Annotated in this window: 19 protein-coding genes; 8 read left to right on the forward strand and 11 right to left on the reverse strand. The window is 63.4% G+C overall.

Annotated features, from left to right (window positions below; all coding sequences use genetic code 11):
- Window positions 1-110: 110 nt before the first annotated feature.
- Together leuD and leuC are read right to left on the reverse strand one after the other, a co-directional pair.
- On the reverse strand, window positions 111-758 hold the full coding sequence (gene leuD / locus PPN31114_RS08525) for a 3-isopropylmalate dehydratase small subunit (protein ID WP_150678954.1): 648 nt from the start codon (window positions 756-758) through the stop codon (window positions 111-113).
- Window positions 745-2,163: a 3-isopropylmalate dehydratase large subunit gene (leuC, locus tag PPN31114_RS08530; RefSeq protein WP_150678955.1), complete on the reverse strand. Its 1,419-nt coding sequence runs from the start codon at window positions 2,161-2,163 to the stop codon at window positions 745-747. The genes leuD and leuC overlap by 14 nt, the downstream gene beginning before the upstream one ends.
- Before the next feature lie 126 nt (window positions 2,164-2,289).
- Here leuC and PPN31114_RS08535 point away from each other — a divergent pair, with 126 nt between their 5' ends.
- Entirely contained in the window at window positions 2,290-3,210 is a 921-nt protein-coding gene (locus PPN31114_RS08535; protein WP_150678956.1) for a LysR family transcriptional regulator, read from the forward strand.
- Window positions 3,211-3,231: 21 nt separating this feature from the next.
- Here the strand turns inward: PPN31114_RS08535 and PPN31114_RS08540 are convergent, their stop codons facing one another.
- The 8 genes from PPN31114_RS08540 to PPN31114_RS08575 all read right to left on the reverse strand — a co-directional run bounded on the left by PPN31114_RS08540 (window position 3,232) and on the right by PPN31114_RS08575 (window position 12,589).
- On the reverse strand, window positions 3,232-4,875 hold the full coding sequence (locus PPN31114_RS08540) for a sulfite reductase subunit alpha (RefSeq protein WP_150678957.1): 1,644 nt from the start codon (window positions 4,873-4,875) through the stop codon (window positions 3,232-3,234).
- Entirely contained in the window at window positions 4,872-5,933 is a 1,062-nt protein-coding gene (locus PPN31114_RS08545) for an FAD:protein FMN transferase (RefSeq protein ID WP_150678958.1), read from the reverse strand. Before PPN31114_RS08545 ends, PPN31114_RS08540 begins: the two co-directional genes overlap by 4 nt.
- A gap of 10 nt (window positions 5,934-5,943) precedes the next feature.
- Window positions 5,944-6,765: a DUF4198 domain-containing protein gene (locus PPN31114_RS08550; protein WP_150678959.1), complete on the reverse strand. Its 822-nt coding sequence runs from the start codon at window positions 6,763-6,765 to the stop codon at window positions 5,944-5,946.
- Between the two features lie 84 nt (window positions 6,766-6,849).
- Window positions 6,850-7,374 (reverse strand): DUF2271 domain-containing protein, encoded by a 525-nt coding sequence (locus PPN31114_RS08555; protein ID WP_150678960.1) that lies wholly within the window; start codon window positions 7,372-7,374, stop codon window positions 6,850-6,852.
- A gap of 92 nt (window positions 7,375-7,466) precedes the next feature.
- The gene (locus PPN31114_RS08560; protein ID WP_150678961.1) at window positions 7,467-8,102 is read right to left on the reverse strand and encodes a PepSY-associated TM helix domain-containing protein; all 636 of its coding nucleotides are present in this window, start codon (window positions 8,100-8,102) and stop codon (window positions 7,467-7,469) included.
- A 279-nt stretch (window positions 8,103-8,381) separates the two neighbouring features.
- Entirely contained in the window at window positions 8,382-9,116 is a 735-nt protein-coding gene (locus PPN31114_RS08565; protein ID WP_150678962.1) for a transporter, read from the reverse strand.
- A 45-nt stretch (window positions 9,117-9,161) separates the two neighbouring features.
- Complete coding sequence (gene mgtA / locus PPN31114_RS08570) at window positions 9,162-11,927, reverse strand: magnesium-translocating P-type ATPase (RefSeq protein ID WP_150678963.1); 2,766 nt, start codon at window positions 11,925-11,927, stop codon at window positions 9,162-9,164.
- Window positions 11,928-12,241: 314 nt separating this feature from the next.
- Window positions 12,242-12,589 (reverse strand): hypothetical protein, encoded by a 348-nt coding sequence (locus PPN31114_RS08575; RefSeq protein WP_150678964.1) that lies wholly within the window; start codon window positions 12,587-12,589, stop codon window positions 12,242-12,244.
- A 599-nt stretch (window positions 12,590-13,188) separates the two neighbouring features.
- Here PPN31114_RS08575 and PPN31114_RS08580 point away from each other — a divergent pair.
- The 7 genes from PPN31114_RS08580 to PPN31114_RS08610 all read left to right on the forward strand — a co-directional run bounded on the left by PPN31114_RS08580 (window position 13,189) and on the right by PPN31114_RS08610 (window position 20,479).
- On the forward strand, window positions 13,189-13,710 hold the full coding sequence (locus tag PPN31114_RS08580; protein WP_150678965.1) for a sigma-70 family RNA polymerase sigma factor: 522 nt from the start codon (window positions 13,189-13,191) through the stop codon (window positions 13,708-13,710).
- A 7-nt stretch (window positions 13,711-13,717) separates the two neighbouring features.
- Window positions 13,718-14,737 (forward strand): FecR domain-containing protein, encoded by a 1,020-nt coding sequence (locus tag PPN31114_RS08585; protein WP_246182436.1) that lies wholly within the window; start codon window positions 13,718-13,720, stop codon window positions 14,735-14,737.
- Between the two features lie 298 nt (window positions 14,738-15,035).
- The gene (locus PPN31114_RS08590) at window positions 15,036-17,363 is read left to right on the forward strand and encodes a TonB-dependent receptor (RefSeq protein WP_246182437.1); all 2,328 of its coding nucleotides are present in this window, start codon (window positions 15,036-15,038) and stop codon (window positions 17,361-17,363) included.
- Between the two features lie 46 nt (window positions 17,364-17,409).
- Window positions 17,410-18,156 carry a DUF4198 domain-containing protein gene (locus PPN31114_RS08595; protein ID WP_150678967.1) on the forward strand — a complete coding sequence of 249 codons (747 nt, stop codon included), beginning with the start codon at window positions 17,410-17,412 and terminating at the stop codon, window positions 18,154-18,156.
- A gap of 12 nt (window positions 18,157-18,168) precedes the next feature.
- The gene (locus tag PPN31114_RS08600) at window positions 18,169-18,498 is read left to right on the forward strand and encodes a DUF3649 domain-containing protein (protein WP_150678968.1); all 330 of its coding nucleotides are present in this window, start codon (window positions 18,169-18,171) and stop codon (window positions 18,496-18,498) included.
- A gap of 56 nt (window positions 18,499-18,554) precedes the next feature.
- Window positions 18,555-20,201 (forward strand): PepSY-associated TM helix domain-containing protein, encoded by a 1,647-nt coding sequence (locus tag PPN31114_RS08605; RefSeq protein WP_370865844.1) that lies wholly within the window; start codon window positions 18,555-18,557, stop codon window positions 20,199-20,201.
- Window positions 20,201-20,479 carry a DUF3325 domain-containing protein gene (locus PPN31114_RS08610; protein WP_150678969.1) on the forward strand — a complete coding sequence of 93 codons (279 nt, stop codon included), beginning with the start codon at window positions 20,201-20,203 and terminating at the stop codon, window positions 20,477-20,479. The genes PPN31114_RS08605 and PPN31114_RS08610 overlap by 1 nt, the downstream gene beginning before the upstream one ends.
- Before the next feature lie 44 nt (window positions 20,480-20,523).
- On the opposite strand, the gene ribA is transcribed toward PPN31114_RS08610, so the two are convergent.
- Window positions 20,524-21,171: a GTP cyclohydrolase II gene (gene ribA / locus PPN31114_RS08615; RefSeq protein WP_150678970.1), complete on the reverse strand. Its 648-nt coding sequence runs from the start codon at window positions 21,169-21,171 to the stop codon at window positions 20,524-20,526.
- Window positions 21,172-21,309 lie beyond the last annotated feature (138 nt).

A 21,309-nucleotide genomic window follows, 5' to 3' on the forward strand; every position in this document is an offset into this window, starting at 1 on the left:
TGAAGGGATGCGTCGAATCGATGTGTTCGACGTGTTATGCCGCCGCCCTGCCGGACTTTGCCGACTTCTGAGCGGACGGGGTTTTAGTACGTGTTGCGCTTATTCCACGCTTATTCCGATGAGCCCAGACGCTGTTGCGCGGGCAAATCGATCGACATCCACGGATGCTGCGCCGCGTGCCGCGCCTCGAAGGCATCGATCACGGCACGCTCCGCGAGCGTCATACCGATCATGTCCAGACCTTCGACAAACATGCGCTTTTGCCGCGCGGGCATCTCGAAGCCGAAGCGCTCGCCCGTCGCCGTGATCACGCATTGCTGCTGCACGTCGATGGTGAGCAAACTGTGGCGCGGGTCGCTCACAATCTCGTTGAGGCGCGCCACGTCGGCTGCTGGTAACGTCACCAGCAACAGCCGGTTGTTCTGTGCATTGAAGTAGAAAATCTCGCCGAAGCTGGGGGCGATAACGGCGTCGATGCCCGCTTGCATCAGCCCCCACACCGCGTGTTCGCGGCTCGATCCGCAACCGAAGTTGGCTCCGGCGACCAGCACTCGGGCGCTGCGATACTCGGGCTGATTCAGAACGAATTCCGGGCGCGACTCGCCTTGCGGCGTCATTCGCAGGTCGTACAGCACGCCGCGCGCGAGCCCTGCCTTATCGATGCCCAGCAGAAACTGCTTCGGCATGATCTGGTCGGTGTCGAGGTTATCGATGGGCAACGGCGCCGCAACGCCGCTCAACAGGTCATGACTGGCCATAGCCAAACTCCTTGCGTACGTCGACGATGCGGCCAGCCAGCGCTGCGGCGGCCGCCATGGCGGGGCTCATCAGATGGGTGCGAGCGCCGCGCCCCTGACGGCCTTCGAAGTTGCGATTGGTCGTCGACGCACAACGCTGCCCGGGCGCGAGCACGTCGTCGTTCATGGCCAGACACATCGAGCAACCCGGCTGCCGCCACTCGAAGCCAGCGTCGAGCAGCACCTGCGCAATGCCCTCGGCTTCCGCCTGATCGCGCACTCGCCCGGAGCCCGGCACGACCATCGCGCGCACCGTCGAGGCCACCTTGCGCCCGCGCACCACCGACGCGACTTCGCGCAAGTCTTCGATCCGCGCATTGGTGCACGACCCGATGAAGACATGATCGATCGCCACCCCATCGATCGCCTGACCGGCCGTCAGCCCCATGTAGGCGAGCGCTTTTGTAGCGCTAGCGTCCGCCTGTGCATCTGCTGACAATTCCGGAATTCGCTCGCCGATTGCCACCGCCTGATCCGGGCTGGTGCCCCACGTCACGAACGGCGCCACGTGCGTGGCATCGAAAACATGCTCGATATCGAACGATGCATCGTCGTCAGAACGCAAAGCCCGCCACGCGTCGACAGCCGCTGCCAGCGCTTCGGCATCCATGCCGCGAATGCGCGGGGCGACGTAGTCCACCGTGGTGTCGTCCGGCGCAATGAGCGCACCGCGCGCACCGGCTTCGACGGTCATGTTGCACAACGTCATACGGGCCTCGGCGCTCAGCGCACCGATGGCCTCGCCGCTGTACTCCACCACGTAGCCGCGCGCGCCCTGCGCGCCGATGCGCGCAATGATGTGCAGCACGAGATCTTTCGCTGTCGTGCCGCCCGGCAAGGTGCCATCGACACGAATTCGCATGTCCTGCGCCACGCGATAGACGAGCGTCTGCGTTGCCAGCACGTGCTCGACTTCCGACGTGCCGATACCGAACCCCAGCGCGCCCAGAGCGCCATACGTCGTCGTGTGGCTATCGCCGCACAGCACGACCATGCCCGGGCGAATCAACCCGATCTCGGGGGCGACCACGTGCTCGATGCCCTGCTCGCGGTCTTGTACGTCGAACAGGTGAATGCCGTGCTTTTCGCAATTGCGGGTGAAATTGGCCGCCTGATGCGACGCCGCCTCAATCGCAATCGTGCGGCGCGAAATCGCCACCGGATGCGTCGGAATCACGTGATCGACCACGCCCATCTGCTTCTCGGGGCAGCGCACCGGAAGTTGCTTCTCAGCCAGCCCGGCAAAGGCTTGCGGGCTGGTGTACTCGTTCATGATGTGCAGGTCGGCATACAACGCCACGTGCTGCGCATCGATCGGGAAGACCGTGTGAGCGTCCACGATCTTGCGATACATCGTTTGCCCCATGGGGCCCTCCTTGCGGGTGTCTCCTGTCACGGGCCACGCCCGTCGATTCAGTCCCGCCAGTTTAATTTCACGATGTTCGATGCATAATGCAGACTTATCTAAACCATTCTTAAATTCAATTTAATAATGAACGCGATCGCCGATCTGGAATTCTTCGTGCGGCTGGTGCGGCACGGCAGCCTGTCGTCGCTAGCGCGCGATCTCGGCGTGACGCCGCCCGCCGTGAGTGCACGCCTTGCCTCGCTGGAAAAACGGCTCGGCGTGCGATTGCTCAACCGCACCACGCGCCGCATCACGATGACGGAGGAAGGCGAGCGATATCTGCGTGCGGGCTCATCGCTGCTCGAAGAGGTGCAGGAATTGGAGCGCATGGTGTCGAGCAGCCGCGACGTGCCGCAAGGCTTGCTCAAAGTGAACGCGACGTTTGGCTTCGGGCGGCGGCACATCGTGCCTGCGCTCTCGGCGTTTCGGCAGCGCTACCCCGACGTCGAAGTGCAGTTGGAGTTGACCGACCGGCCCATGAACCTCGCCGAATCGGCCTTCGATGTGGGGATTCGTCTGGGGGAATTGCCCGACTCGCGTCTCGTCGCCAAGCGGCTCGCGCATAACGAGCGTTTCGTCTGCGCGTCGCCTGGCTACCTCGCGGGCCGCACGTTGCCGCGCACGCCGGAGGATCTGCGCCAGCATCTCTGCATCGTCTTACGCGAAAACGATACGGCCTACGGCACGTGGCATTTCAACAAAGGCAAACGCCAGCAGCACGTGAAAGTGCACGGCGCGATGAGCAGCAACGATGGAGAAGCCACGCTGAAATGGGCGCTCGACGGACACGGTGTGCTGATGCGCTCCGCATGGGACGTACAGTCGTTTATCGATGCGGGCCAACTCACACGGCTACTGCCCGATTGGCACCTGCCCCCGGCCGACGTCTACGCGGTGTATCCGGAACGGCTCAATCTGTCGGCCAAGGTGCGTGTGTTCGTCGATTTTTTGGAAGTGCATATGCACGAGGCCAGCCACTGGGGCAGTCATCCGTTACCGGCATGACGTTCAGGATGCTCGGGATGCTCAGTAGACGTCGCGGCGATACCGGCCAGCTTCCGTTAGCGCGTCGAGCGTGGCGGCACCCTCCCTACCCAACGCCTCGATGAGCGCCGAATGCACTGCCGGGGCCATGCCCTGCAAGCTCCCGCATACGTAGATCGCGGCACCGGTGTCGATCCATTCGCAGATATCCGACGCAGCATTGCGCACCGCATGCTGCACATAGCGGACGTCGCCCGCATCGCGAGACCATGCGAAATCCGCCCGCGCCAGCACCCCATCGCGCTGCCATTGGGCGATGTCATCGGCAAAGAAGGCATCGTGGCGAGCGTTGCGCTCCCCGAAAAGCAGCCAGTTGCGGTGAGCCCCGCGCGCCGCGCGCGATTTCAGATGGGCGCGCAGGCCAGCCAGCCCTGTGCCGTTGCCGATCAGGATGAGCGGTACGTCGTCGGGAGGCGCATGGAACGCCCGGTTAGTGCGCACACGCAGTGCGATGGATGTACCGACGTTCGCGTGTTGTGTGAGCCAGCCTGACGCCAAGCCAAGTCGAACGCCATCGGGCTGCGCCGCGTCGGTGTAACGCGCCTGACGCACGAGCAAGTCGAGTTGTCCATCGCCCGGCAGCGACGCAATCGAATATTCCCGATGTGGCAGCGGTACCAGCGCATCGACGAGTGCCTGCGGCGTGTGTACGGCCATCGCATGCGCGCCCGCCGCAGACGGCATACGAGACGCCAGCGCCTGCGCGAGCATCATCGGCTCGCCATCGCATTGCACCGGGGCGCTGGCAGGGAAACCGGTATCGCGCAACCACGCGCTGACGAACTCAGCCGAGTGACGCGGGCCGATCTCCACGATATCGCCCGCCTGCCAGTCGAGTGATGTGGCGTCGTGCTCAGGGACGAGAGACAGATGAAAAGCAGGCGCCCCCGCACTCCCCGGGTTGAGCAACGTGCGCGATTGCAGACGCCATGGGGTGTACTTGGGCGGTTCCCAATCGGCGATCTGCGCGCCCCCAGCGATAACCGAGAGTTGGTTCTGCCAGTGACGAATGGCACCGGCGTCACCGTTATCTACCTCGATGGTGTCGAACAAGGCCTGCGCACCGCTCGCCGCCAGCCAGTGCGTCAACCGGTGTCCGAAGGCGCAGAAGTCCGCATAGCTGCGGTCGCCCAGCGCCAGCACGCCGTAGCGCAAATACGGCAGCGTCAGTGCGTCGTGCATGAGCTTGCGCGTGAATCCCGAAGCGCTATCGGGCACATCGCCCTCGCCTGTCGTGCTGACGATGAACAGCGCCTGACGGCAAGCCGCCAACATGTCAGCCGTCAAGGTATCGATCGATATCGCACGCACTGCCATCCCAGCGTTCCGTAACGCTGTCACGGTATTCGCAGCCAGCAGTTCCGCGAAGCCGGTCTGACTGGCATAGACGACCAGCGTCGTGTTCTCGAGGGCCGCGTCGGGGAGATTCGCTTCGAATGCGGGCCGGTGTGCGCGCCGTCGATGCGCGCCGATCACCGCGAGACTGCCCGCGAGATAGGCCAGCAACACGCCGCCCGCCATCAACGGCCGCGCGGGACTCGCCCACGCAAGCGCCGCCCCCGCCACCGACGTGGCGCTCAGACCCAGCGTCGACCAATGGAATGTCGAGATCTTCGTCGCGCTCATGAACCCATGGCCTCGTAGGCAGGCGTGACCGTCTCGCGAAACCCATCAGGCACGCGCATGACAAAACGTGCCGCGATGTCGCGTGACGTGGCGAGTTGCATGCCCGCCTGCGGCCCCAGTACCGTGAGCGCCGTCGACCAAGCGTCGGCCATCATGCATTCGCGATGCACCACGCTCACCGACGCCAGTGCGTGACTGGCCGGATAACCGGTGCGCGGGTCTAGCGTGTGGGCATAGCGCTTGATGGGTTGCGCCGCATCCATAAAGAAACGACGGTAATCGCCCGATGTCGCCACGCTCAGCCCGTGCAGCGCGACGAGATCCTGTTCGATACCGGCGGCCTGCACATCGGGGGTTTCGAGCTCGACCCACCACGGCATGCCGTCGGGTTTCACGCCTTCGCCGCGCAGTTCGCCACCAATTTCGACGAGGTGGTGACCGATGCCCGCGTCAGTGAGCGCTAACGACAGCGCGTCGACGGCGAATCCTTTCGCAATCGCGCACAGGTCGAGCGACACGCCACCGGGTTGTTGTGCGCGCTTGGCTTCCTCATCGATCACGACACGCGCCCAGCCGCAGCGCTCGCGTGCGGCGCTCACGTCGTGCGCGCTCGGTGCCGTGTCTCGACGCGGTGCCGGGCCGAAGCCCCACAAATCGACCAGCGGTCCTGCGCTCGGATCGTAAGCGCCGCCGCTTTCGCGCGCGACACGAAGCGCCGTTTGCAGCACATGGAAAGCCTCGTCGGGCATGGCGATCCACTGCCCTGCGCAAGCGCGATTGAACGCGCTGATGTTCGAGTCATCGCGCCAGTTGCTCATCTGCGCGTCGACTCGCACGAGCACGCTACGAATGCGCGCGTCGAGTTCACCGATGTCGGCGTCGGCGGCAATGTCTGCCGATTGCACGAACGCCACCGACCACGTCGTGCCCATCGTCTCCCCGGCAAGATGACGCAACCGGCCACCGGCGAGCGGCAGCACACCGGCGGACGTCATCTGTAATGGCACGAGCACACGCGGGGCGGGTCGCGCTTCGGCACGGGTTTCGACGTGAAGCATTATTTCTGCCTTATTGCGGCAGCACTTCCAGCGTGGCGGCATAGGCCGCGCGGCGTGCCTTCGCCGGTTTGATCGAGACCTTTTCGTCGCGCACGTCGGCTTCGAGCCAGTACATGCCCGGCGCGGGCCATTTCACGCTGAACTTGCCGTCGGCGTCGGTCGTCACCGCCATATCGTTGAGCTTGTCGCGGTAGCGAATGCCGCCCGGCACCACTTCCACTTTCACGTTGGCGGCGGGCTTACCGTCGTGCAGCAAGCGGAAGCTCGCGGTGCTGCCGTCGACCAGATCGTTGGGGTGCGTGATCGGTGCGAGTTCGAGGCCATCGCCCGTCGTGGCCAGCGCTGTCGTCGTGGGCTTGCCACGGGTGACGAACGATTCGACGCGCGAGAGCCCTTCAGTCACTTGCAGATCCTGCGCGTTAGCGGGCACTTCCTTCGCAAACGCTTCCGGCGAACCGCGCCAGCGCTTCGTCTCGTTCCCCACCTTGTAGCTGGCGGTCAGTCCGCGATTCACTACGGCAATCTTGTACGTTCCGTCCTGCGTCAGATGCACGTCGAAGACGCTGCGATACCGGCCCGTCGACGCGTTCTCGGCCTTGGCGGCCTTACCATCCGGCGCGGTCACGACAAGACCGTCCAGACGCATCGGAAAGTGCTCGAAGTAGAACAGATCGTTCGACACGGCGGCGTCCACGCTCACCCACGGATCGTTGCCCGAGAGCACGGTGGCCGAGGGCAGCAGCCATTGACGGTGCGCCTGTGCGGCGAGCGGCGCCAGCGCGGCGACGGCGAGTGCGGTGACGAGCGACAACTTCTTGAGCGAGACCTTCATGATCAACTCCTGTACAGCGATTCGGAAAAGTGGAATGCGAGGCGCTTTAGGCGTTCGAGACGCCGCGTCAGTCGCGCATACGCCTTAGGGCTTCACACTCAGCGACACGGCGCCGAGTTCGTGATCGCCCTTGGCCTGTGCCGTCTTAGCGTCGGCGGGCGGCCAAGTGAAAGGCACGCGAATCAGTTCGCGACCGCCCACTTCACGTGCGGCCTCGACCACGAGCTGGTACTCACCTGCGGCGAGCTTGCCCAACGGGGCCTTGCCGTCGACAAAAGTCAGCGAGTGCTCACCGGGGGCCCGCGTCGCGCCCGAGATACCGTCGGCAGGCATGGTCATGTCGCGCCCAGCCTTGCGCCACCACTGGCGCATGTCCTTGAGCCACTTCGTACCCTCGGCATTCTTAAGCTTGCCGTCGTACCAGACCGACAGCGTGGTCACAGGCGTCTGATCGGCCTTTTCGATCCACATCGCGACGTACGGACGGTGATACTCCGCCACGTTCAGACGCGGAATTTCGACCTTGACGGTCATCTCGGCGGCCGCTGCATTGCCCGCGAATGGTGCTGCCACCAGACCGGTCAACGTAACGGAGAGCATTCGACGCATGGCTATCCCCTATCGAGCAAACCTCGAGTTGATTTCAAATTGAAGTGCTAAGCGACGCGACGCCGACCCTACGATTTCGGGCCGACGGCGTCTTAGTGAATGAACAGAATGACGAGCAGCAACGGCACGACCAGCCCCAGCCCCACCAGCGGCCAAGTCGCCACGCGATTTCCAGCATGCAACTTGAGCAGGAACAGTCCCGTCACGCTGAAGACAAGACACGCCAACGCAAACACGTCGAGAAACAGGCTCCACGCGTTGCCGGTGTTTCGTCCCTTGTGCAAATCGTTCAGATACGACACCCATCCGCGTGTCGTCAGTTCGTACTGCGCGTCGCCGCTTTGCAGGTCCACGCTCACCCACGCGTCGCCGCCGGGACGCGGCAGCGCAATGTAGATCTCGTCGGCCGACCACTCGGCCTCACGCCCCTCGGCGTCGATGGCGAGCGACGTGTGCAGCCACTCGGCCAACACTGCGGGCACCGGGCCTTTGTCTTTGTGAGGGGTTTCGCCAAGCTGCGTCAGCAGTGCGTCGGGCATCTGCGCCGTGCGCTTGACGACTTGCGGATGCGCTTCGATCTGCCCGGCGTGATTGAGCGTGAAGCCCGTAATCGCGAACAGCATCATGCCGAGCAAACAGATCGCCGAACTGATCCAGTGCCACTGGTGCAGATGTTTAAGCCAGAACGCACGCCGCTGCCGGTCGGCACCGAGCCGGAGTTCGTTCATTGCGGAATTCGGAAAAGCAAAGCGGGCACGGGGGGCATCGAAGTCGTCGCAGTGTCTTGGCGCGCCGTGATATCCGAGCGCCGCACTATCTCAGGGAAACTGAAAAACGCAATGATAATCGTTTGCATTTAACAAAACAATCGTCTTGCAGTGAATCCGACCATAGGAAAAGCCCGGGGATGACGGGTCGGCGACGACCTGCCCTCCCCGGGCCAGTGATACCACCGCAGCTTTGGCGACTTCTGCGGTGGCGTAGTTGACGATCGAACGACCCGCGACTTACCAGCGCACGGTCACCCCGGCGAGCCACGAGTAGTCATAGGTCTGCGGGTTGAGGCCGCGGCGATAGCCAACATCCAGGTCGAGCCATGACTTCGGGCTGTAAATAGCCCCGACGATCATGAACGCCGGGCTGGTCGGCTGCGCGAAGTCCGGGTTTTGCGACGTGCCGACGTCGAGCAGCAATCGAGTGTTCGGCAGTACGCGATACAACACGGCCCCCGAAACCTTCCAGACCGCCTCGCGTACGCCTTGCCGGTTCGGTTGATACACCGCGCCGCCGTTCACGAGGAATGTCCAATCGTCGATTTCGTACTGCGCGAGCAGCGTCGCCCCCGCATTGACCCGCCCGGTGCCAAGCCCGCGCGAATCGTTGCCGGTCGGCAACGTGATGTACGGCTTGAGGCCGATGCTAAACGCCCCGTCGTCGTACAGCCGCCACTTCGCCCCGAGTTCGAGATCGGCGACGCCAGTCGCTGCGGTGTCTGAGCGTTGCTGCACGTGGGTGTACGGCACGTTAGCGTACAGATCCAGCGCTTCACCGAAGCCGCGTGTGAGCGTGCTGTTCCACAGAAACTGACGGCCCGTATCGGGTTGCTTGGCGGTGGCTTCGCCGTTGGTTTCGAATTGCCAGTTGCCGTCGCCTTGCGTGCCGGTGTCGTCGGTCACGAGCGGATGCGCCGCGAAAGCGCTCAACGGGCAGGCCAAAGCCAGCGAGATGATGTGCTTCTTCATAATTCTTTCGCTCTTAATCTTTGATAACTCGCGTGGGAATGCGCTTTAGAACCAGCGGCCGAAACGGCGGATGTAGATCGTCTTCACCGTCTGTGCGAGTGCGATGTAGCCGAGCATGGTCGCCACGAGCCAGTAGAAGTACGAGCCCGGCAGGCTGACAAAGCCCAGCGTCTCGGCAAACGGCGAGTACGGCAGCCAGCAGGCGATGGCGATCGCCACGGTCGTCGAGAGCATGATCGGCAGCGCAGGCGTGCTTTGCAGGAACGGAATCTTCTGCGTGCGCAGCAGGTGCACCACGAGCGTTTGCGAGACGAGCCCCTCGATGAACCAGCCCGAATTCATGATCACTTGCCCGCCGTTACCCCCGTGCAGGTGATACAGCGCGCCCGCACCGAAAACGGTCCACATCAGGGCATACGTCGTGATGTCGAACACGGACGAGGTCGGTCCAATCCACAGCATGAAGCGGCGGATATTGCCCGCATCCCACTTGCGCGGTTTCTTCAGGAACTCGGGGTCCATGCGGTCCCACGGCAGGAACATCTGCGAGATGTCGTACACGAGGTTCTGCACGAGCAGTTGCATCGCGAGCATCGGCTCCCACGGCAGGAACGCGCTCGCCACCAGCACCGAGAACACGTTGCCGAAGTTCGAGCTGGCCGTCATGTTCAGGTACTTGAGGATGTTGCCGAACGTCTCGCGGCCCTTGATCACGCCCGCTTCGAGCACCATCAGGCTCTTTTCCAGCAAGATGATGTCGGCCGTCTCTTTCGCGATATCGGCCCCTGTGTCGACCGAAATGCCCACGTCGGCGTCACGCAATGCCGGAGCGTCGTTGATCCCGTCGCCAAGGAAACCCACGGTGTGGCCGTTCGCCTGCAAGGCTTTGACCACACGCGCTTTGTGCAACGGGGCCAGCTTGGCGAACACCGTCGTGTGCTCGACGACTTCGCGCAGCTTGTCGTCGCTCATCGACTCGATATCGGCACCGAGCAACGGCGTGCCCGGCTCCAAGCCCACCTGACGGCAGACCTTCATCGTGACGATCGGGTTATCGCCGGTCAGCACCTTCACGCCGACGCCATGCTCGCGCAGTGCGGCAATGGCAGGCGCAGCGGAGTCTTTCGGCGGATCGAGGAACGTGAGGAAGCCGCAGACCGTGAGGCCCGCTTCGTCGGACGTCTTGTATTGGGTTTTGGTCTCCCCTGCCGGAATATCGCGCGTGGCCACCACCAGCACACGGAAGCCGTCTTCGTTATAGGCCTCGGCGCGCGCGAGCAACATGGCGCGGGCCGTGTCGTCGAGCACACGCACGCCCTGCGCGGTTTTCACGTGCGTGGACACCGCCAGCATTTCTTCGACGGCCCCCTTCGTGACCATCAGATGCTCGCCACGCTCGTTGGCCACCACCACCGACAAGCGGCGGCGCACAAAATCGAACGGCAGTTCGTCGATCTTGGCGAAGGTGCGCGGCTGTACCGATTCACCGATTTCGTTGGCGCGGCGGATGATCGCCACGTCGATCAGATTGCGCTGACCGCTCTGGTGATAGCTGTTGAGCCAGCCCAAACGCAACACGTCTTCTTGCTCGTCGCCCACCACATCGAGATGCTGCTCGAGAATGATGCGGTCTTGCGTGAGCGTGCCGGTCTTGTCGGTACACAGCACGTCCATGGCGCCGAAGTTCTGCACCGAGTTCAGACGCTTGACCACCACCTTGCGGCGCGCCATCGCCAGTGCGCCGCGTGCGAGGTTGGCGCTCACGATCATCGGCAGCATTTCGGGCGTGAGGCCGACCGCGACGGCCAGGGCGAACGTCAACGCGCTCATCCAGTCGCCCTTGGTCAGACCGTTGATCATGAAGACGATGGGCACCATTACCAGCATGAATCGAATGAGCAGCCAGCTCACGCTGTTCACACCGCGATCGAAGCTGGTTTCCACCCGCTTGTGACTGACCACGTTCTTGGCCAGCGCACCGAAATACGTGTCGCCGCCGGTCGCCACGACCACGCCGATCGCCGTGCCGCTCACCACGTTCGTCCCCATGAAGCAGACGTTCGAGAGATCGAGCAGGCTGGTGCTGGCTTGCTGCGCAGGCTTGGCTGGCACGGGTTCCACCGACTTTTGCGCCACAGCGCCCAGCGTGTCGTACTTCTCTACCGGCAGAGCCTCGCCGGTGAGCACGGCCTGACTGATAAACAAGTCGCGCGATTCGATGAGTCGCAGGTCGGCCGGAATCATGTCGCCCGCTTGCAACGTCACGATGTCGCCAACGACCAATTCGCGCATGGCGACTTCGTGACGCTCCGGCTTACCCGAGGACACCACGCGGCGGCGCACGCTAGCCGTGGTGCGCACCATCGCCTTCAACTTCTCCGCCGCACGCAGCGATCGGAACTCAGTGAAGAATCGCAGCAGGCCGCTGATGCTCACCATCGTGAGCAGGATGATGATGCTCTTGAAATCCCGGTCGTCGGGATCGGCGAAATACACGTCGGTGAAGAAACTGATCGTGGCGAGCACGAGAAGCACCATCACGAACGGATTGTTGAATGCGCGCAACAGCTGCACGGTCCAGTGCGGCGGCTTGTCGTGGGCAATTTCGTTGGGACCGTAGCGCGTGTGGCGCTGGCCGACTTCGGCCAGTGTGAGACCGCGAAGGTCGGTGCCGAGGGTATGAAGCACGTCGTGCAGCGGCTCGGTGGCGAGCTTGGCGACGGTATCGGGGCCGATGACGGCACGCTCGGTGGCTGTCGGATGATCGACAAAGCCACGCTGTTTCTGGCGCGAGCGAAGATTTTTGTTCATGACGATTTCCTGGGCGCGGCTTACGCTGGCATAGCGGCCGGCCAAGGTCGTCAGGCGCTACCGGAAGTCTCTTGATTCCCGAAAAAAGCGCGAGCGCACCCCGCCGCGCCGCGCTGCGCGCGGTCGGTGAGTAATGGGTTCTGCTGAGGTGAGGCTGGGGTCGCCCGCCGGAACCCCGCACGTCTGCTGTGCGGCCCCGACGGGCATTATTCGACTACTTCCGTCTTCCATATCGGACTCCTTATGATTCACGGATCATCGACACCAGCGGCACGCGGCCGCCTGCGATCACCCTAATGAGATGGCAATAACGCTTATGCGGCTGCGGCGGCACCCACACGGCGGTCAGGCCGGTTCGCGTCGTCGGACCAGAACACGCGACGCACGCAATGCTCGCCCGACAGGCGCATCACAAGTGCCGTGAGCGACGCCCGCGACGCATGCGAGCAATCGAGGGTGACCGTCGCCGAGGCCACGTCACGATCGCTCCAGCGCGTGATGCTCACGTGCGTGGCCCGCAAGCCCAATGCCGTCAGGTCGGTGAACATCTGCTTGCGAAGCGTATTGAGGGCTTCTGCCAGGCAGACGATGGTCAGGCGCGACACCGGCGTGGTGCGCGTGGGTTGGCTTTGAAAAGCCTGAAATGTTTGAAAAGCACGCATGGCTTCCTCGCAAAACTGCGAACGCCAGTGCCAAAGCGGCATGGCGAGCCGGCACGCGTGTGCGCCTGCGCCGTCGATGCAAATGCAAAGCACGGCACAACAGCGCCCATCACGGGCACGACGGTGGAAATTTCTGCGGGAATGGCGCCGAAGTGATCACGTTCGAGCGAACGTGCGTGGCGCGTTAGACACCGCATCCTGCTTGAGGACGCGGCACAGGGAATGGCTGTGGATCCTCAGGCAATCAGTCGATCAAAGGTCGACTACAACTGGCATCAGAATTCACGGACAAACCCCTTGGATGAAAGACAGGGCGGATAGTAGCCGAGCCCCAAATGCACCGTCAAGCACTAATTTGTGCGTACCCCATCGCACTCCGAACTTCCCGCACAAGGCCGTGCGACGGCCTTCCCCGCCATTTCGACACCCATCGCTTTCCGCACACATTCAAGGGTTATGCATTGACGGGATTTTTCCCATCTGTTATTAATAATGATTCTTATTACCATTACTTGAGCATTCGTTTCAGCTGCTGCATGACCTGCCAGTGTTCGCGCTGATCCGGGTTGTCGTGAGTGGACCGAACATCGAGCTGGATCATGCAAACGTCGGGCGCCCTCCTCCCATCCACTGTCGAGTTGCTTTACAGCCATCACCACTCGTGGCTCAAGGGTTGGCTGCATCGGCGGTTGGGCAGTGCCGAACAAGCGGCGGATATCGCACACGACACGTTCGTGCGGCTGCTCGGCAGCGAGCGCGTACCGGCGTCGTTCGACGAGCCCCGCGCGTATCTCACCACGGTGGCGCAAAACCTCGTCTCCAATCATTGGCGGCGCGAAAAGCTCGAGCGCGCGTATCTCGAAGCGCTGGCACAGGCACCGCGCGAAGTGGAATGGTCGCCCGAGACGCGCGCCATGCTGCTCGAAACCCTGATCGAACTGGATCGTCTGCTCGACGGCCTGCCCACCATCGTGCGGCAGGCTTTTTTGCGCTCGCAGCTCGACGGACAAACGCACGCGCAAGTGGCCGAGGCGCTGGGCATCTCGATACCCACGGTCAAGCGTTATCTCGCGAAGGCATTGCAGCGTTGCTACTTCGCCGACCTCTCCTTTCTCGGGTGACGGCCACATGAGCGCGATGTCGTCAGCGTGGTACGACGCCACCCGCAATGCCGCGACGATACCCACGCACGTCGCCGAGCGCGCCGTCGAGTGGCTGATCGAATTGCAAAGCGAAACGGTGTCGGCGGACGTGATCACCGCTTGGCAGCAGTGGCGAGAGGCGCACCCCGATCACGAACGCGCTTGGAAGCGCATCGAATCGGTGCGGGGCAAGTTGCAGCCGCTCGCCTCGCCCGTCGAAGCAAGCATCGCGCAGGCCGCGTTAACACCGCCCGCCTCACCTGCTCGGCGACGCACGATCAAGACCCTCGCTGTCCTGCTCTTCGCGGGCGGCGGCACGTGGGGCGCCCTGCATTCTGTGCCGTGGCAACGATGGTCCGCAGACTACCGCACGAGCGTTGGCGAGCGTCGTACGCTGGCGCTTGCCGACGGCACACAACTGGTGATGAACACCGGCAGCGCGATCGACATTGCACTTAACGAACATGAACGGCGCGTCCGGCTGATCGCAGGCGAAATTTTGATTACCACTGCGCCCGATCCGCAGCAGCCTGCACGCCCTTTCCTCGTCGAGACCGCACAGGGAACCGCCCGCGCGTTGGGCACCCGTTACACCGTGCGCGAGTGGGATGGCGGCACGCATGTGAGCGTCTATCAAGGGGCGGTCGAACTTCGGCCAAGCCGCGAACCGTCGCGCTCACTGGTGTTACAGGCGGGGCGGCACGCCAGCTATACGGCCGACACCATTTCGCCGCCAATCGACGTGCCGAGCCGCGAGGTCGCGTGGGCCGAAGGGTTCATCGTGGCGCGCAGCATGCGACTGGCCGACTTCGTGGCGGAACTCGCGCGCTATAGCGACACCTCGCTCTCGTGCGACCCGCGCGTGGCCGATTTGCGTGTCTCGGGCTCGTTCCCGCTCGACGACGTCGGCAAGGTGCTCGACACCCTCGGCACCACGCTTGCCGTGCGCACCGACTCGGTGACGCGCTTCTGGGGCGCCCGCGAAATTCGGCTGGTACCGGCCTGACGCGATGACTTGCAACCTCACTCATCGACACCCGCTGGCAACGTGCCGCAGCGCAGCGGGAGCCAGCCCCAACCGTCACCTACAAAATATTTTCACCAAAGGTGATCCGTTTCGACGTTTCGCGGGTCATGGAGGACGAGCACCAACACTCTTCTTCCACACGAAAGGTCAGATCATGGGTCACGTTCGGGGACGGCAACACCAGCCGAGCCAACCACATTGGGTACTTCGACGCACGCGCTTGGCGTGCGCATTAGGGCAAATCGCACTGGGGACGGCCATCGCTTCCCCGGCACTGATGACCTCGTTCGCCGCCCACGCGCAATCCGCACCGGCGCAAACCACTCGCACGTACGACATTCCGGCGGGCACGCTCGAAGACGCCCTGAGCCGCTTCGGCCGCGACGCTGGCATCATGCTGTCCTTCAAACCCGAAGTCACCGCCGGACGTCACAGCAGCGGCCTGAAAGGCACGTATACGCCGCGTAACGGCCTCGAAGCGTTGGTGGCAGGCACGGGGGTGCAAGTCGTCCCGCAATCGAACGGCAGCTACCTCATCGCGCCCGCAGCGCCCGACGCCGTCGACGGCGCAGCGGTGCTGCCCACGACGAGCGTCACGGCGTCCTATGACGACGGGCTGCAACCGGCTTACGCTGGCGGTCAGATCGCACGCGGGGGCAGTCTCGGCATTCTCGGTTCGGCCGATGCCATGGACATGCCCTTCAGCACGATGAACTACACCGAGCAAATGGTGCGCGACCAGCAGGCACGCACGCTCGCCGATGTGGTGATCAACGAGTCGTCGGTGCGCATGCTCACCTCGAGCGGCGGCTTCGGCGAAGATTTCCAGATTCGCGGCTACACCGTCTCGAGCAGCGATGTGGGCCTGAACGGCCTGTACGGCATGGCCTCGGCGAGCCGCGTACCGGCAGCCATTGTCGAGCGTGTCGAAGTGCTCAAGGGGCCGGGCACGCTGATGAACGGCATCGGGCCGAGCGGGAGCATCGGCGGCGCGATCAACGTCGTGACCAAACGTGCGGGCACCGAGCCGCTCACCCGCTTGACGACAACCTTCCAGAGCAAAGCACAGTTGGGCGTGGAGGCCGATGTCGGCCGCCGTTTCGGTGAGCAGCAGGAATGGGGTATTCGCGTCAACGGCGTGTACCGCAACGGCAAGACGACACTCGACGACGGCAAGCAAAACGTCGGTTTCGGGTCGGTCGGCCTCGATTACACCGGGCAGCGCCTGCGTTGGTCGCTCGACGCCTACACGCAGCACGAAGGCACCGACAACTTCCGTCCGCAAACCGGCTTTCAAGCGTCCGTCACGAAGATTCCTGATGCCCCGTCGGGCTATCGCAACTTCTATCCGGGCAGCGAACTGCATCTGCACGACTCGGCCGTCACCACCCGCCTCGAATACGACGTGCTGCGCAACGTCACCGTGTGGGGTGCCGTCGGCTATCACTACGCCAGCGCTTACCAGACGTTCCCGATTGGCGGTGCCGACTCGCAGGGCAACTTCAACGTGATGAACTCGTACTACGATTCATACACGCGCTCGCGCACCGCCGACGTGGGCGCACGCGCCAACTTCAAGACGTTCGGCATCGGTCACACGGTCACGGTGCAGGCCAGCCGCCTCGAACAAGACTCGGGTAACGCGTACGTCCCGGGCACCACGTCCGTCCCGTCGAACATCTACAACCCCGTGCCGCTGCCGCCCGTGGGCGCGGCACGCACCGAACCGAAAAAGGCGTCGGAGTCGGCGCTCACGAGTTTCGCGCTGACCGATACGTTGTCGTTCCTGAACGAACGCGTGCTGCTCACGGGCGGTCTGCGTCATCAACGCGTGGCGCTCGACAACTTCAACACCACGACCGGCGCGCTTTCGTCGAGCTATGACCAGAGCGCCATCTCGCCATTGGCGGGCATCGTGGTCAAGCCGCTGCAAAACGTCTCCGTCTACGCGAACTTCACGTCGGGCCTCTCGCGTGGTGGCGTCGCGCCGGTCGGCACGGTGAACGCCGGGCAGGTGTTCCCGCCGTTCAAATCAAAGCAATACGAAGCGGGCGTGAAGGCCGATTGGGGCACCGTGACGACGATGATCTCGGTGTTCCAAGTGCAGCGCCCGAACGCGATGACCGACCCGCTCACGCGCGTCTATAGCTTCGACGGCGAGCAACGTAATCGCGGCATCGAACTATCAGCCTATGGCGAAGTGATGAAGGGCCTGCGCCTGATGGCCAGCGCAACGTTCTACGACGCCAAGCTCACGAAGACCGCAGGCGGCACCAACGATGGCAACGATGCCAACGGCGTGCCCAAGCGCGCGTTCAACTTCGGCGTGGACTGGGATACGCCGTGGGTGCAAGGGCTGTCGCTTTCGGGTCGCATCATCAACACGTCGCGCATGTACTTCAACGCGGCCAACACGCTGGAACTGCCCGCCTGGACCCGCTACGACATCGGCGCGCGCTATCGCACTCGCATCGCGGGCAAGTCGGTCGTGTTCCGCGCCAATGTCGAGAACTTGTTCAATTCGAATTACTGGCTCATGAGCGGCACGTACGCCACCGTGGCGGCACCGCGCACGGTGCTGCTGTCTGCACAAATCGACTTCTGAGGCGGATGGCCGTCATGCATCACCTCGTTTTTATAGGGAAACCGTAATGAAAAAGACTGTTCCGCACGCTATTGCCTCGCTCGCCTTCGGTGCACTCGCTGCGCTTTCCGGTGCCGCACAAGCGCATCAAATCTGGATCGAACAGCCTGCCGGTCAGAACGCGGTGATCCGCTTCGGCGAGTTTGGCGAGAACCTGCGTGAAGCCTCGCCGGGTCTGCTCGACAAGTTCGTCGCACCGAGCGCGACGCTCACGTCGGCGGCGGGCACGAAAACCGTCGACGCCACGAAGTCGGCCAACGGCTTCACCCTGCCCTTCAAGGCAACCGCTGGCGAAGCGCTGGTCGCCGAAGATGCGCAATACCCGCTCTTCACCTTTAAGCGCGACGGTCAGGAAGTGACTAACTGGTACCGCCCCTCGGCACGCCTTGTGACGGACTTCGCTGCACAAAAGCCGCAGCTCGCGCTCGATTTGGTGCCCGCTGGCAAGCACGGCGAGTTCCAGTTGTTCTTCCAAGGCAAGCCGCTGGCAAAAGCGAAGGTGTCGCTGGTCACGCAATCGGGCTGGGCCAAAGAGGCGCATACCGACGCACAAGGGCATGTGAGCTTCGAAATGCCGTGGAAAGGCGTGTACGTGGCCGAAGTCAGCCATACCGACAAGACGCCGGGTGAGCGCACCGGTGCCAAGGGTGCCGAACGCTATCAAGGCGTGAGCTACGTCACCACGACCACGTTCGTGCAAGCCGACGGCGTCGAGCCGATTCCGGCAGGCCCGGCCGCCACGCCCAACAAGTAAGCCCTTCGCATCATGGTTCAGGTTCGCGGCGGTGCCGTACTCAATCGACTCGACAGCGTGCGTCGCGTCGGTGCCCTTATCTCGCGCATCGTCGCGGCCATCGCTGGCGGCTACGCCGTGGCCGCGCTCGCCAGCGTGGCGGTTCTCTCCCTGCCCATCGATAAGCCCCAAGCGGTGATTACCGGCATGCTCGCCAGTTTCGCCATCTATGCGGGGGCGGTGGTGTGGGTGTTTGCGGTACGCACTGCCTGGCGGGCCTGGGCCGGTTTGATTGTCGTGGCCGCACCGCTCGCGCTCGTCGCGTGGGCGGTATCGGCGGGCCTTCATGGAGGTGCCGCGTGATGGCCCAGAAGCAGAAAAAGAAGACGGCCGATACCGGCAGAGGCATCCGCCAGACCATGTCCGATCTGCATACTTGGGCGGGTCTGCTGGTGGGCTGGCTGCTGTATGCGATGTTTCTCACGGGCACCGTGAGCTATTTCAAAGACGAGATTTCGCAGTGGATGCGCCCGGAAGTGCCGCATCAACAACGTGCGCCCGATGTGGCTGCGGTGGCGCAGAACGTCACCGATAGGTTGTCGACGCTCGCGCCGAACAGCCCGCAATGGAGCGTGTATCTGCCGACCGAACGCAACCCGGTCGCCAATGTGTTCTGGCGCAACGCCCCTGCGCCGAAGGCAGCAGGTACGAACGGGGCAAGCCGTTCGTTCGGTGAAGCCACGTTCGATCCCGCAACAGGCCAGACGCTCAAGGCCCGCGACACACTAGGCGGTGAATTCTTCTACCGCTTTCACTTTCAATTCCATCCGCTGCCGGTGTTGTGGGGCCGCTGGCTTGCTGGCTTCTGCGCGATGTTCATGCTGGTGGCGATCATCAGTGGCGTCATCACGCACAAGAAAATCTTCATCGACTTCTTTACCTTCCGGTGGGGTAAAGGGCAGCGCTCGTGGCTCGATGCGCATAACGCGCTCTCGGTTTTCGGGCTGCCCTTCCACCTGATGATTACGTACACGGGGCTCGTCACGCTCATGGCGATGTATATGCCGTGGGGCGCCCAAACGGCGATCAAGACGCCGATGGAACGCGCGCAGATGAGCGCACAACTGAGTGCTTTTCCAGCACCGGCCAAGGCGACCGGGGAAAAGGCCCCGCTCGCCCCTATCGACGCGATGGTGCGCGAGGCGCAAGCGCGCTGGGGTGCCAACGACGTGGGCCGTGTGACGATCACGCTCCCGGGCGACGCTGCCGCGCGCGTGGCCGTCACCCGAGGCGAAACGACGCGTGTCTCGATGAGCCCGCAGTATCTGCTGTTCGACGGCACGACGGGCAAGCTGCTAGAAACTCACGACTCGGTCGGTGCGGCGGCTGAGACGCGCGGTGTCATGTATGCGCTGCATCTTGGCCGCTTCAGCGACCTGCACCTGCGATGGCTGTACTTCCTGGTGAGTCTTGGCGGGACCGCCATGGTCGGCACAGGGCTCGTGATGTGGACCGTCAAGCGCCGCACCAAGCTGCCTGACCCCACGCGCCCGCATTTCGGATTTCACATTGTCGAGCGCTTGAACATCGCAGCCATTGCGGGGTTATCGATTGCGATGACGGCCTTCCTGTGGGGCAACCGGTTGCTGCCCGCAGGCATCCCTGGGCGCAGCGCCGCCGAGGTCGATCTGTTCTATTGGGTGTGGGCCGCGACGCTGCTGTATGCGCTCGTGCGGCCAGCAAAACGCGCATGGGTCGAATTGTTGTGGATCGCTACCGCCCTGCTCGCGCTGTTGCCCATCGCGAACGCGCTCACCACGTCTCGCGGCCTGTGGCACAGCCTCGGTGCGGGCGACTGGACGTTCGCGGGCGTCGATCTGATGTTGTGGGCGTTGGCTGCAATGCATGCGTGGCTGGCCGTGCGCACTGCTCGTCATCGGCCGAAAACGAAACCGGCACGCGGCAAATCGGCACCAGCGTCCGCGACTTCGACGGCGCGTGCCACGGAGGTCTCGGAGGTCTCGGAGGTCTCGATCAACGCCACGTTGAACGAGGAGCGCGCGTAATGCACCTGCTCACGCTCTTCATCTGTCTGGCGGGATTCACTGGACTGGCGCTCGCGACCGAACGTCAGCAGCAGACACTCTTCAACGCCACGTTCGCCGCATCGACGACCCGATGGCTACGGCTCACCGGTTGGGCTGCGTTACTTGCAGCACTCGCAGTGATCGTGGGTCGGCAGGGTTGGGGAATGGGGCTGGTGGTCTACAGCGGCCAGACCAGCGCTGCGGCCGGTCTGGTGTATCTCGCATTGATTGCCGCCGAGCGCCGCCGGTCGCGTTGACCGGTCGGCCGGTTGGCATCGCGCGCTGGGCGCGCGGCCCGGACTTACTCGTTCTCTTCGAAGTAGTGCCCGAACTTGACCTGCTTGGTGCGGATGTAGCGTTGGTTCTCTTCTCGCACCGGCACGTCGAGCGCCACGCGTTCGCACACGGGGATGCCGTGCTTGGCGAGCGTGTCGAACTTCTTCGGGTTGTTGCTCATCAGACGCACCGAATTCACGCCCAGAATGCGCAGGATGGCAGCGGCCGAGTCGTATTCGCGGGCGTCGTCGGGCAATCCGAGATCGAGGTTGGCTTCGACCGTATCGCGTCCCTGCTCTTGCAGCAAATACGCGCGAATCTTGTTGCTCAGGCCGATGCCACGGCCTTCGTGGCCGCGCAGATACAGCATGACGCCGCGTCCTTCGGCTTCGATTTTGCGCATGGCCGCGTCGAGTTGCTCACCGCAATCGCAGCGGTACGACCCGAAAACGTCGCCCGTCAGGCACTCGGAATGCAAGCGCACCAGCGCAGGCGTATCGCCCGTCACGTCGCCCATGACCAGCGCGAGGTGTTCGTTGTCGCTGTCTTTGACACGAAACGCGTGCGAAGTGAAGGTGCCGTAACGGGTCGGCAGGGTCGCCGTGGCGACGAGCGTGACGCATTCACCGGCGTCGTGCGCCGGTGCGGGAGAAGCAGAACCAGGGGACTTCATGATGTCGTTCAAACTGGCAGAAATCTGGGATCGCCGATAGGAAATTTAGGCGTGTCGCAGGAGTGTACCGCCATTTGGGAATTTCGACCGACCGCGGTCTCGCGGCGCCGAAACACCGCGAGACCGCTCATCCCGGTG

It is taken from the genome of Pandoraea pneumonica (assembly GCF_902459645.1).
GTDB classification, from domain to species: Bacteria; Pseudomonadota; Gammaproteobacteria; order Burkholderiales; family Burkholderiaceae; genus Pandoraea; species Pandoraea pneumonica.